We start from the raw sequence: 12,758 nt of genomic DNA, 5'->3' as shown, positions 1-12,758 counted from the left end.
CCCGGGCCCGTCCCGCCGGCCGACCCCGCCCCCGCGCCCGCACCGCTCGCCGAACCCGCGGGCCGGGCCACCGCCCAGGCCCAGGACCCGGCCGCACCCGCGGCCACGACCGGACGCGCGCGGCGGCAGGCGGGCGCCGGCGACCAGGGCCTGACCCGCGAGCGGATCATCGCCACCGCCATCGCGCTGGCCGACGCCGAAGGGCTGGAGACCCTCTCGATGCGCCGGGTCGCCGCCGACCTCGGCGTGGCCACCATGGCGCTCTACCGCCACCTGCCCGGCAAGGAGGAGCTGCTCGACCTGATGGCGGACAGCGTGATCGGCAGCCGGCCGCTGCCCCAGGTGGCCGAGCCGGGCTGGCGCCCGCGCCTGGCGGCGATCGCCCGGCTGGAGTGGGCGCTCTACCGGGACCACCCGTGGCTGGCGGGGACCATGTCGCTGACCCGCCCCACGCCGCTGCCCAACGCGCTGCGGCACGGCGAGTGGGTCCTCAGCTCGCTGGAGGAGCTGCGGCTGGATCCGGCGACCCGGCTCTACACGCACATCCTGCTCTTCGCCTTCGTCCGCGGCCTGGCCGTCAACCTCGGCATCCAGGCCCACGACCGGCGGCACAGCGAGCTCAGCGACGAGGAGTGGATGGCCGGCCAGGAGAGCGCCTTCCTGAGCCTGCTGAGCACCGGCGACTACCCGAGCTTCGGTCGACTGATGGGCGAACTGGACGCCGCGAGGCTCGAGATGGAGGGGGCGGACAGCTTCGAGTTCGACCTCGACCTGCTCTTCGAGTACGCGCTGACCCGGCTCCTCGACGGCCTTGGCCTGCTCTTCGAGCCCCCGACCCGCGCGGCCCCGACGGGAACGGACCCGGCCGCCGCCGGCTGACGGTGGACTGAGGGCCGGCTGGGGGCCGGCAGGGGGCCGGCTGCCGGCGGCTCACCCGGGCGGCGGCGGTGTGCTTGCCGCGCCGGGCCCCGCGCCACAGGCTGGCCGGGAGTCCGCCCGCCGCCGACACCCCGGGACCCCACCGATGACGCCACCGCCCCCGCCGCCCGCCACCCCACCGCCGAGCCCGTTCCAGCCGTACGCCACCCGGTTGCCCGGCGAGTCCGCCGCCTACCTCACCGCCCGCGAGGAACTGCGGCTGGCCGAGATCGAGTTGATGCGCCACCGGGAGCAGGTCGCGCAGCGCCGGCGGGCCCTGCCGGCCGGCCCCGTCCTGCCGGACTACACCTTCCTGGAGGGTCCGGCCTTCCTCGACCAGGGCGACGAGCCGGTCCGCACCGTCCGGCTCGCCGACCTCTTCAGCGGCCCGGACCGCCCGCTGGTGATCTACCAGTTCATGTACGGCAAGCGGCAGCAGAGTCCGTGCCCGATGTGCACGCTGTGGATCGACGGCTTCAACGGCGTCGCGCACCACCTGGCCCGCAACGCCGACTTCGCCGTGGTGGCGGCCGCCGACCCCGGGGCGCTGCGCGCCCACGCGCGGCGTCGCGGCTGGGACCGGTTGCGCCTGCTCAGCTGCGGCGCCGGCACCTTCAAGTACGACCTCGGCAGCGAGGACGAGGACGGCAACCAGGACGCGACGGTCTCGGTCTTCACCCGCGACCCGGAGGGCGCGGTCCGCCACCAGTACTCGGCCCGACCGCGACTCGCCCCGGACATCGACCAGCGCGGGATCGACCTGCTCTCGCCGGTCTGGCACCTGCTCGACCTCACCCCGCAGGGCCGCGGCGACTGGTACGCCGGCCTCGACTACTGAGGCGATCCCCGGGCGGCGGCCCCGCCGACTCCGCCGCTCTCCCACTCGTCGCCCGCGATACGGGACGGCTCGTCCTGCGCCTCGGGACGGGCCGTCTGGGCGCCCCACCCACTCTTCGTCACAGATTTCACACCTCCCCCACCAGGCACCGTCGCCACGCCGGCCGGGTCGGCGGCCGTCGATAGCGCCCGGCGGCCGACTGATCCTCCGTCAACCTTTCGTATGCGGAATCAGACTTCCGGCGCCGGCGGCCCGGCGCGGCACGGGATCGCGCGCAGCAGTACGGCGACCACACGGTCCATCGCCTGCAATGACCTGAGCACGACCACTCGCCCGTTGCGGAATTCGGTGACCGGAGTACCGGTGGACCCGGCCGCGCCGACCCCGGCCGGGCAGCGCGGCGCCGAACGCCCGGCTCGGGAATCTCCGGTCGACGGTCATCGGCCGGCCGCGCACGCCGGGGAGCCAGCGAGCCGTGCCCCGAAGGAATTTCCGTCTTCCCGCACCGCCACGACCGGCCCCGCCGGCACCTCTGCCGCGCCGCGGCGCGACACTTCGCCACCCGACCACCGACCGGCCACGCAGCGCCGGGCCGCCCCCCGGGGCCCGACCGTCGACCATCACCATCCCTTCACCGTGGCGCAGTTCTCCACCGGAATCGGAAACGTCGCCGAAGTCCCGCTGAATTCTTGCGCCAGAAACCGGAATTGCTCCGCAAGACCATCAATTCCGGTGCAATACAGCAGGATTTCCGGCCACCTCGCGGCCACCGGCCGCACGGTGCACCGCACCCGCACAGCCGACCTCGAGCCCCCCGACCGGCCACGACGCCAAGATCACTGCGGGTGACGGTCGTCGTGCCGGTGGACCCTCGCGAGATCGACGCCGTGCCGCACGGTTGCACCCGCCGGACCGGCCGCGCCGTCCGGCGGCCCAGTCGAGCCCGGGGCGTTCGGCCGGCAACTGGGCCTCCCTGGAAGGTCCCACAACTACGCCGGAGTTACCAGCAGTTGATTGTCAGTCACGGACACCGGGAGTCCGCCGACCGCAGCGGCGACGGATTCTGCGTTTCACTTGAACATGACAGATTGGACCAAGGGCAGGTTTTGCCAACGACAATCCGACCGATCCGGTGACGAGCGGCCGCCAAGTCCTCGATGCGCCAGACCGTCCGCGCACAACGGATTAGCCCAGGCCACGGATCTCGGTACCGAGGCCGCCCAAACTCCCGATCGCAACACCCGTTGTGGCAACGTTCGTTCGAAGGTAGAGTCCCGGTTCGCCGAGCACGAGTGCGAGCTCGCAAGCATTCCATTGGGGCGGGCATGTCAAACCACGACAGCATCACCCCGGTCGCATCCGACTTGCTTGACGCCTTTACAAAAAGCGTCCAACAATACCCGGAGCGTCCGGCAGTTGTTCACCATGGGCGGGTATTGAGCTATCGTCAGCTCCACGCCGTGGTCCGTACGGCAGCCCTGCGCCTGGGTCCCGACCCCGGCACGGTCGCCGTGCACGCCACCCATGAGCCGCAGACCCTGATCGGGCTGCTCGCGGTACTGACGGCAGGGGGCACCTACTGCCCGGTCGACCCGGCCTTTCCGGCCGCTCGGCGGCAGACCATGCTGGCCGCCGCCGGTTGCCGGGTGGTGATCGGGGCCGGCCTCGCCGACGACCCGTCCGGGCTGCGCGGGTTGGACCTGTCCGACCTGCTGACGGCCCACGACGAGGCCCTCGACCAGCCGACTCCCGGCGGCCACACCCTCTCTGACCTGCCATGGTCTGACGTATCACCAGCTGACGCCCCGACAGGCCCGGCATCGGCGGCAGGCGGTCACCTCGACCCGCGGACGCCCGCGTACATCCTCTTCACCTCCGGATCCACCGGTGCTCCCAAGCCCGTGGTCACCCCGCGCGGCGCCATCTCGGCCACCGTCCACTCGCTGCGCGAGCTCTTCGGCCTCACCCCCGAGGACCGGGTCCTGCAGTTCGCCTCGCTCAACTGGGACACCTGCTTCGAGGAGATCCTGCCGACCCTCACCGCCGGGGCCGCGCTGGTCTTCGACGACGAGGCGCACAGCGGCTCCTTCCCGCGCTTCCTGCGGATGGTGGAGAAGCTGCAGGTCACCGTCCTGGACCTGCCCACCGCGTTCTGGCACGAGCTGGTGCTGCACCTGACGGAGGACCAACTCGCCCTGCCGGACTGCCTGCGGCTGGTCATCATCGGCGGCGAGGCGGTCAAGGCGAGCCGGCTGGCCGACTGGTGCACCCTGGACACCGGCCGGATCCGCCTGCTCAACACCTACGGCTGCACCGAGACCACGCTGATCACCCACGCCGTCGACCTGTACGGCCCGCTGGTCCCGCCGCTCGCCGCGCCGTGGGCGCTGACCGGGCAGGTGCCGATCGGCCGCGCCCTGCCCCACGTGCGCGAACGCGTCAGCGAGGACGGTGAACTGCTGATCGGCGGACCGGCCCTGGCGCTGGGCTACCGGGACCTGCCCGAGCCGACCGCCGCCCGCTTCGGCACCCCGCTGCCGGACGGCGAGCGCTACTTCCGCACCGGCGACCGGGTCGGCCGCTCCCCCGACGGGCTGCTGCTCCACCTGGGCCGGCTGGACCACGAGATCAAGGTGCGCGGGATCCGGGTGGACCCCGCCGAGGTCGAGGCGCACATCGCCGCCCACCCGGAGGTCGCCGCCGTCGCGGTGACCGGGGTGGTGCTGGCCGGCCGGGCGGCGCTGGTCGCGTACGTGGTACCGCGCCGTACGCCGGCCCGGGCCGAGCCGGGTGCACTGCTGGAGCCGGACGCGCTGCCGGAGCCGCCCGCGTCGGAGCCGCGTGACCTCGTGCCGCCCGAGCCCGCGCGGCTCGACGCCCGGGTGCGCGCCTACCTGCAGGCCAGCGTCCCGGCCCATCTCGTCCCCAGCCGCATCACCGTGGTCCCCGAGCTCGTCCACACGGCGAGCGGAAAAGTCGATCGGGCGGGCTCGCACCAGCGTCACGCGGCCCCCCAGCGGGTCAAGGAGAGCAACTTTTCATGAGCATTGACACCTACGCCGAGACCGAAGGCGTCGTGGCGATCTTCCGCCGGGTCCTGGAGACCGAGGAGGTCACCGAGGACAGCGACTTCTTCGACCTGGGCGGCGATTCGCTGATCGCCACCCGGGTGCTGAGCGCCGTCGCCCGCAGCTGGGGCACCGAGCTCTCCTTCGAGGACTTCCTGCTCGCCCCCACCCCGCGGGCGCTGGCCGCCCGGATCGCGGGTGCGGCCAGATGAACGTCGTCGTCGTAGGGGCCGGCCTCGCCGGCCTGACCGCCGCCGCCGGGCTGGCCGAGCGCGGCATCGAGGTCACCGTCCTGGAGGCCCGTGACCAGGTCGGCGGCCGCACCCGCGGCCTGGAGGTGGCCCCCGAGCGCTGGGTGGACGCCGGCGCCGCCTACCTGGGTGACCGGCACGTCGAACTCCACGCGCTGATAGCCCGCCTGGGCCTCAAGACCGCGCCGACCACCATGACTGGCGCCAGTCGCTTCGACCTCGGCGAGGGCCAGGACACCGCGGCCGGCCGGTTCCCGCCGCTCAACGCGGTCGCCCTGGGCGACCTCTTCGACCAGCTGGCCGACCTGACCGCCGCCGTGCGCCCGGACGCGCCCTGGCTGAGCCCGGACGCCGAGCGGCTGGACTCCACCACCGCCGCCGAGTGGGCCGAGCAGCAGCTCACCCACCCGGACGCCCGGCTCTTCTTCCCGCTCTTCCTGGGCGAGATGATGGCCGCCGACCCCGCGGACATCTCCGTCCTGCACATGGCCTTCTACCTCCGTTCGGGCGGCGGCCTGCGCTACCTCAACGCCTTCGAGGGCGGCGCCCAGCAGGACCGGGTGGCCGGCGGCGCGCACCAGCTCTGCGAGCAGCTGGCCGCGGGGCTGGGCGAGCGGGTGCGCACCGGCGAGCCGGTGCACGCGATCCACCAGGACGCGGACGGCGCCACCGTCCTCACCGCCGCCGGCGAGTACCGGGCCGACGCCGTGGTGATCGCCCTGCCGCCGCTGCTGGCCGACGCGCTGGAGTACCAGCCGGCCCTCGGCTCCCCGCGGGCCGGCGAGCGGACCGCGCGCGGCTGCGCCGTCAAGGTCAACCTGGTCTACCCGCAGCCGTACTGGCGCGACCACGGACTCTCCGGGTGGTCGGTCAGCGCGCAGGGTCCGCTGCTCTCCACCGTCGACGACTCGCCCGCCGAGGGCGGCGCCGGCGTGCTCACCGGTTTCGTGACCGGCAGCGAGGCGCACCGGTTCGCCGCGCTCTCCCCCGAGGAGCAGCGGGAAGCCGCCGTCGAACAGGCCGGCCGGCTCTTCCCGCAACTCCCGCCGCCGATCGCCTTCCACGTCACCGACTGGGTCAACGAGCCCTACAGCCGCGGCTGTTACGCGGCCCTGTTCGGTCCCGGCGACTGGGTCCGCTGCGGCCCCGAACTGACCGCCCCGCAGGGCCGGTTGCACTGGGCCGGCACCGAGACGAGCACCGAGTTCTTCGGGCTCATGGAAGGCGCCATCCGTTCCGGACAGCGCGTGGTCACCGAGCTGCTCGCCGACCGCTGAGCTGCCGACCGGCAGCACCGCACCACGTCCCCGGCTCGCCGCCTCCGTCCCTGCCGCTGTCGCGGACCCGCCGATCTGCACGTCGGCCGGGTCACCCCACCCTCATTCCGCCCGTTTCCCCGGGGAGTTCCCACCATGAGTGACCTCACCTCGATCGCCCCCCTCGCCGCCAGGCGGCAGTTGATGACCGAGCCCACGCTGGGCGCCGGCAACTTCCTGGACCACGCGCTGGCGGTCAACCCCAACCGCGCGGTGCCCTTCGCCTTCAGCCACAGCACCGACCACCGGGGCCAGGTGGTGCTGCGCGGTCACAGCCTGCTGGACCTGGCCCGGATGCGCGACGACTACGCCCGCTGGTACTGGGCCAACGGCGTGCGCCCGGGCGAGCCGGTCGCCATCGTGGTGGCCGAGGGCATCGAGCCGCTGGTGCACTTCCTCGCACTCACCGCGCTGGGCGCCGTGCCGGCCCTGGTCAACGACGCGATGCGCCCGGACATCATGGTCCGCTACCTCAACCACGTGGGCGTGGTGGGCATCGTCGCCGACGACCCGACCGCGCTGGCCGCCGCCTACCGCAGCGACCCGACCCGCCGCCCGCGCTTCGTCACGATGGCCGCCGAGATCGCCGCCTTCGACGCCGCCGGGGCCGAGCTGCCCGAGGTCTACCCCTACCGGCACGCGCCCGAGGACGTGGTGGCGCTGATCCACTCCTCCGGCACCACCGGCACGCCCAAGTCGACCATGCTGGCGCACCGCCAGTTCTGGGACGGCAAGCAGCCCCGGATGGAGCGCTTCCCGGCCGAGCCGACCGACCGCCTGATGTCGCTGATGCCGCACACCCACGCCGGCGGGCTGAGCTACTTCCTGACCGCGACCCTGCTGGGCCTGCCCACCGTGGTGATGGCCGACTGGCGGCGCTCGGTGGTGGAGCCCGTGATGGAGGCGTTCCAGCCCACCATGGTGGCCTCCTTCCCGCGCACCTTCGTCGAGTTGGCCACCGGCGAACTGCCGGTGCGCGGCGCCGCCAAGGTGCACTCCTGGTTCAACACCGGCGACTCGGCGCACTACGGCCACATCCGCCGCCTGGTCACCCTGGGCGAGCGCCCGGCCGGTCTGATCAAGCCGTGGCTGCTGCCGCAGCAGGCCGCCGAGGAGGCCGCGCTGCCCGGCTCGCAGTTCGTCGACGGCCTGGGCTCCTCGGAGATGGGCATGGCGCTCTTCGGCCAGGTCACCACGCCGGAGAGCACCCGCAACGACCGCTGCGTGGGCCGTCCGCTGGAGGTCGTGACCAAGGCGGCCGTGCTGGACGAGAGCGGCGCCGAGGTGCCGGACGGCACGGTCGGCATGCTCGGCGTCATCACCCCCTCGCGCACCCCGGGGTACTGGAACAACCCCCGGCTCACCAGCACCTTCGAACTGAACGGCTACTGGCTCACCGGCGACGTGGCCCGCAAGGACGCGAACGGCGACTTCTACCACCTCGACCGCACGGTGGACGTCATCGACACCACCACCGGGCCGGTCTACAGCCTGCCGATCGAGGAGGTGCTGCTCGCCGACTGCGCCGACCTGGTGCTGGACTGTTCGGTGGTCGGCGTCCCCGGCCCTGCCGGTGACGGTCAACGCCCCATCGCCATCGTCCAGTTGCAGGCGGAGGCGGCCGACAGCAGCGAGCAGGACGTGCAGGCGGCGGCCAACAAGGCACTCGCCGGGGCGGGTCTGGCCCAGCTCGCCGCGGTCCGCATCGCCCGCACCCCGCAGGAGTTCCCGCTGGGCCCCACCGGCAAGGTGCTCAAGCGTGAACTGCGCACCCGCTTCGCCACCCTGCTCGCGGGCCGCCCGGACAGCCCGGACCGATGAGCGCACCCGGACAGCTGGCACCGATGAGCCAGGACACCGCCCGCCAGCCGTACCAGTACGTGCGCACCGAGCTGGTCGAGCCCGACTGGCGCCGGCTGCCGGGCTGGCGCCAGGTGACCACGGCGCAGTGGCGCGACGCCCAGTGGCAGCGCGCGCACTGCGTGAAGAACGCCCGACAGCTGCGGGCGGTGGTCGGCGACCTGCTCGAGGACCGCTTCTACGAGGAACTGGCCGCCGACGTGGCCCAGTTCGCCACCATGTCGATGCTGCTGCCACCGCAGATGCTGAACACCATGGCACCGCACGCGGCGACGACCCCGGCGGCCTTCACCGAGGCGTTCCTGGCCGACCCCGTGCGGCGGTACATGCTGCCGGTCCGCTCGGACCGTGAACCGAACTGGCCCAGCCACCCGTTCGCCGAGCGCGACTCGCTGCACGAGGCGGACATGTGGGTGACCGAGGGCCTCACCCACCGCTACCCCACCAAGGTGCTGGCCGAGTTGGTCTCCACCTGCCCGCAGTACTGCGGCCACTGCACCCGGATGGACCTGGTCGGCAACTCCACCCCGCAGGTCGACAAGACCCGCCTGGTGCTGCGGCCCGTCGACCGCCAGGAGCAGATGCTGGACTACCTCAAGCGCACACCGAGCGTGCGCGACGTGGTGGTCTCCGGCGGCGACGTGGCCAACGTGCCCTGGCCGCAGCTGGAGGCCTTCCTGCTGCGGCTGCTGGACCTGGGCTCGGTGCGCGACATCCGGCTCGCCACCAAGGCGCTGGTCGGCCTGCCGCAGCACTGGCTGCAACCGAAGGTGCTGGAGGGGATGGCCCGGGTGGCCCGCACCGCGGCCGTGCGCGGGGTCAACCTGGCCGTGCACACGCACGCCAACCACGTGCAGTCCATCACCCCGCTGGTGGCCCAGGCCTCCCGGGCGATGCTGGACGCGGGCGTGCGCGACGTGCGCAACCAGGGCGTGCTGATGCGCCACGTGAACGCGACCTCGGACGACCTGCTCGACCTCTGCTTCGCCCTCCAGGGCGAGGCGAACATCCTGCCGTACTACTTCTACCTCTGCGACATGATCCCCAACGCCGAGCACTGGCGGATCCCGCTGCACGAGGCGCAGCGGCTGCAGGAGGAGATCATGGGCTACCTGCCCGGCTACGCCACCCCGCGGATCGTCTGCGACGTGCCGGACCTGGGCAAGCGGTGGGTCCACCAGGTCGCCGAGTACGACCGTGAACTCGGCATCTCCTACTGGACGAAGAACTACCGCACCGGCCAGGAGGTCCGCGAGGACGGGGCCGCCGACCTGCCGGCGGTGCTCAGCCGCCGCTACCCGTGCTACGACCCGGTCTCCTCGCTCGGCGAGAGCGGCCGGCGCTGGTGGACGCGGAACCACGCCCCCTCGGCGGCGCCGCACGGCGCGAAGGACGAGGAGTGAGCGGCGGCGGCGCCGGGGCCGCCACCGTCGGGACAGCGGCGGGCCCGGGCACGCTGCGCCGGGTCTGCCTGATGTACCCCGACCGCGGCACCGGTCGCCAGCGCTCCTCGGAGCGCGAACTGGTGTGGCGCGACTACGAGGAGGTGGGCGCGGAGCTCGGTCTGGAGGTGCTCCTCGCCACCCCCGAGAACGTCTCGGTGGACGGCCTGAGCCCGCAGAGCCCGCTGGTCTACCTGGACGGGAAGAGCGTCACGCCGGCCGACACGCTCTTCGTCACCGAGCTCCACGCCCTGCCGTACATGCTGCCCGACGTCGTCAACCAGGTGGCGCTGTACACCCTGTTGGAGCAGGTCGGCTTCCACCTGCCGCTGCCGCCGCGACTCTCGTACCTGGCCAACGACACGATGGCGGCGCTGCTCCACCTCGCCGACTCGCCCGTCCCGCCGGTCCCGACCGTGCGGATCACCACCGGCCGCGAGGTGGGGCACCGGTTGCACGAGCGGGCCTGGGCCGACCTGCCGTTCCCCGCCATCGTCAAACCCGCCAGCTGGGGCGCCGGTTGGGGCATCACCCGGGTAGGCAACCTGGAGGACCTGCGGGCCGTGGCGGGCCTGGCCGCCGGCAGCGAGACCGCGCTGGTCTGCCAGCCCTACCTCGGCGACGACACCAGTGACTACCGGGTCTACGTGGTGGAGGGCCGGGCGCACACCGTCCTGCGGCGCAGCCCGCGGTGCAGCGGCTACGTGGCCAACGGCGGCCGCGGCGGGCGCAAGGAGTACGTGCCGATCCCCGAGGAACTGGCGGCGGCCGTCCCGTACTTCGCGGCGAAGTTCCCGGTGCCGTACTTCTGCGTGGACTTCCTCTTCGACGGGTCGCAGTTCTGGCTCTCCCAGCTCGAACCGGACGGCGCCATCGCCTGCCCGGACCGCGACTCGCCCGAGGCGGTGCGCACCCACCGCACGCTGCTGGCCGACCGGTTCCGCGCCTACCAGCGGGCGCACGCGCGCCGGCAGCAGGAGCGGGCCTGACCTGACGTGGGTGGGCGCGCCGGCCTGGGGGGCGGCGCGCCCACCCACGTGGGGACATCTTCCCGTTACTGCGCGGCCCTGGCGGCGGCACCGGAGAGCATCGCGCTCTGCCCGCGGAACTCGGCCACCGGGCGGCCCTCGGCGTCGCGCACCGTCACGTCGTAGAGGCCGCTGCGCCCGTAGCGCCCGCGCTCCACGGCCTCGGCCGTCAACTCCTGGCCCGGCGCGACCGGCCGCAGGAAGAGCACCTGCGCTCCCTGCGCCACGGTCACCGGTCCGTGCGTGTTGCAGGCCATCGCGAACGCGGCGTCCGCCAGCAGGAAGAGGTAGCCGCCGTGCGCGCCACCGTGGCCGTTCACCATGTCCGCGGCCACCCGCATCCGCACCACGGCCCGGCCGGTGGCGAGTTCCAGCAGTTCGATCCCGAGCGACTTGCAGGTCAGATCGCGCTCGTACATCTCGCGGGCCCGGGAAACACCCTCGGGAACTCCCCCGCCGGCCGGATCGCCGGCTCCGTCGACCTGGTCGACCATGTTTTCTCCTCCTCGGGAGAATGCGCCCCGCGGCCGTTCAAGGTCGCCTCGACGCCGCATTCTTTCGGCCGCCGCAGCACCGTGTCAACGTCGCCACCAGGCTGCTCCGTCAGCGAACTCACGACCGGGCACGGCCAGTTGAATTCCCCGCGAACACCCCGCGCGACACCCGTGCGATAGTGGCCACCGACCCGCCCGTTGCTGCGGCACCACCCCCACACCGCCCGAGGACGACGACGCCCATGCCGGCCAGGACCGCCCGAACGGTCACCGACACCCTGCAGCCCCGCAACCTGCTGCTGGCCGGCCTGCCGATGCTCGGCTGGAGCGCGGCGGGCGCCCCCGGAGCCGCCTGGGGCCTTTTCACCGCCGTCTTCACCGGGCTGCTGCCCGCGTGGTTCATCGCCCACGGGGTGCGGCGCGGCTCCTGGACCGACCGTCACATCGCCGACCGGCACCAGCGCACGGCGGTCTTCCTGGTGATCCTCGCCGGCTCCGCGGTGGCACTGGCGACCCTGCGGCTGGGTCACGCACCCCGCGAACTCCTGGCCGCGGCCGGCTGCCTGCTGGCCGTGACGGTGACCCTGCTGGCCGTCACGCCCCTGTGGAAGATCTCGGTGCACGCCATGGTCGCCGGGGCCCTGGCGGCGATGCTGCTGCACACCCTCGGCCCGACCGGCTGGCCCGCCCCCGTCCTGGCCGCCGCCGTCACCTGGTCACGGGTGACCCTCGGCGACCACACCCGCGCGCAGGCCCTGGCCGGTGCGGCAACGGGCGCCGCCCTGGCCCTGCTGGCCTTCGCCCCGCTCTGACTCCCCCGCTGAACTCCCCCGCCGACCCGCCGCCACCGCGCGGGCGGTCCTGCGGCCGTGCCGTCCCGTGCCATCACCGGCCGTCCCCTGCCGTCAAGAGCGGGACACCACAGGCCACCCGCACCCTGGCGGCGCGGGACCGGTCCGGCGGGTCGATCGAAGACGGTCGGTCAAGGTCAAAATCCGGTATGGCGCGTACAAAGGATGCTCTATCGTAGGCCAGTCACAATCTTCACGGGGGAAGTGGGCCCACAGCGATGAAGCTGTCACGTATTTCGACGATCCTCACCGCAGCCGTACTCGCACCGGCCATCCTGATGCCGTCGTCGGCCTTCGCCGCCGATGACACCCAGCCGCCCGCCGCCGGCGCGTCGGCGACCCCGTCCCCCAGCGAGGACGACGAGCGGGTCGCGGTCTCGCAGATCATGGCCGACCCGCACACCGGCCCCGGCTTGATGGCCGCCGCCCAGAAGGCGATGAGCGGGACGGCGCAGGACGTCCACCAGTTCCTGACCGTCGGCCGCTTCAAGGTCCAGGAGGACGACGAGCGGGTCGCCCTCTCCCAGATCATGGCCAACCCCAACACCGGCCCCGGCGTCAAGGCCGCCGCCCAGAAGGCCCTGGACGGAACGACCCAGGACGTCCACCAGTTCCTGACCGTCGGCCGCTTCAAGGCCCAGGAGGACGACGAGCGGGTCGCCCTCTCCCAGATCATGGCCAACCCCAACACC

11 protein-coding genes are annotated in these 12,758 nt (G+C 73.1%); 10 read left to right on the top strand and 1 reads right to left on the bottom strand.

Annotated elements, in window-relative coordinates:
• The 8 genes from ABD323_RS32450 to ABD323_RS32415 form a co-directional block, all read left to right on the top strand.
• Positions 1 to 879 (top strand): TetR/AcrR family transcriptional regulator (locus ABD323_RS32450; protein WP_344445632.1); only part of this gene is annotated, 879 nt, incomplete at its 5' end.
• A 145-nt stretch (positions 880 to 1,024) separates the two neighbouring features.
• Positions 1,025 to 1,756, top strand: a complete 732-nt coding sequence (locus tag ABD323_RS32445; protein WP_344445631.1) for a DUF899 family protein — start codon at positions 1,025 to 1,027, stop codon at positions 1,754 to 1,756.
• A gap of 1,157 nt (positions 1,757 to 2,913) precedes the next feature.
• Positions 2,914 to 4,800: an AMP-binding protein gene (locus ABD323_RS32440; protein ID WP_344445630.1), complete on the top strand. Its 1,887-nt coding sequence runs from the start codon at positions 2,914 to 2,916 to the stop codon at positions 4,798 to 4,800.
• Complete coding sequence (locus ABD323_RS32435; RefSeq protein ID WP_344445629.1) at positions 4,797 to 5,036, top strand: phosphopantetheine-binding protein; 240 nt, start codon at positions 4,797 to 4,799, stop codon at positions 5,034 to 5,036. The genes ABD323_RS32440 and ABD323_RS32435 overlap by 4 nt, the downstream gene beginning before the upstream one ends.
• Positions 5,033 to 6,352: a flavin monoamine oxidase family protein gene (locus tag ABD323_RS32430; RefSeq protein ID WP_344445628.1), complete on the top strand. Its 1,320-nt coding sequence runs from the start codon at positions 5,033 to 5,035 to the stop codon at positions 6,350 to 6,352. The genes ABD323_RS32435 and ABD323_RS32430 overlap by 4 nt, the downstream gene beginning before the upstream one ends.
• 135 nt (positions 6,353 to 6,487) lie before the next feature.
• Complete coding sequence (locus ABD323_RS32425) at positions 6,488 to 8,212, top strand: class I adenylate-forming enzyme family protein (RefSeq protein WP_344445627.1); 1,725 nt, start codon at positions 6,488 to 6,490, stop codon at positions 8,210 to 8,212.
• Positions 8,209 to 9,654: a KamA family radical SAM protein gene (locus ABD323_RS32420; protein ID WP_344445626.1), complete on the top strand. Its 1,446-nt coding sequence runs from the start codon at positions 8,209 to 8,211 to the stop codon at positions 9,652 to 9,654. The genes ABD323_RS32425 and ABD323_RS32420 overlap by 4 nt, the downstream gene beginning before the upstream one ends.
• The gene (locus ABD323_RS32415) at positions 9,651 to 10,682 is read left to right on the top strand and encodes an ATP-grasp domain-containing protein (protein WP_344445625.1); all 1,032 of its coding nucleotides are present in this window, start codon (positions 9,651 to 9,653) and stop codon (positions 10,680 to 10,682) included. The genes ABD323_RS32420 and ABD323_RS32415 overlap by 4 nt, the downstream gene beginning before the upstream one ends.
• A 65-nt stretch (positions 10,683 to 10,747) precedes the next feature.
• Here the strand turns inward: ABD323_RS32415 and paaI are convergent, their stop codons facing one another.
• Positions 10,748 to 11,215 (bottom strand): hydroxyphenylacetyl-CoA thioesterase PaaI, encoded by a 468-nt coding sequence (gene paaI, locus ABD323_RS32410; RefSeq protein ID WP_425556237.1) that lies wholly within the window; start codon positions 11,213 to 11,215, stop codon positions 10,748 to 10,750.
• A gap of 242 nt (positions 11,216 to 11,457) precedes the next feature.
• Here paaI and ABD323_RS32405 point away from each other — a divergent pair, with 242 nt between their 5' ends.
• Complete coding sequence (locus tag ABD323_RS32405) at positions 11,458 to 12,027, top strand: phosphatase PAP2 family protein (RefSeq protein WP_344445624.1); 570 nt, start codon at positions 11,458 to 11,460, stop codon at positions 12,025 to 12,027.
• A 257-nt stretch (positions 12,028 to 12,284) separates the two neighbouring features.
• A partial coding sequence (locus tag ABD323_RS32400; protein WP_344445623.1) for an ALF repeat-containing protein occupies positions 12,285 to 12,758 on the top strand: 474 nt, incomplete at its 3' end.

The sequence above is a fragment of the Kitasatospora nipponensis genome (assembly GCF_039528135.1).
In the GTDB taxonomy this organism is placed as follows: Bacteria; Actinomycetota; Actinomycetes; order Streptomycetales; family Streptomycetaceae; genus Kitasatospora; species Kitasatospora nipponensis.
The sequence above is the reverse complement of the archived record's forward strand: the minus strand, read 5'-3'. Positions and strand labels throughout refer to the sequence as shown.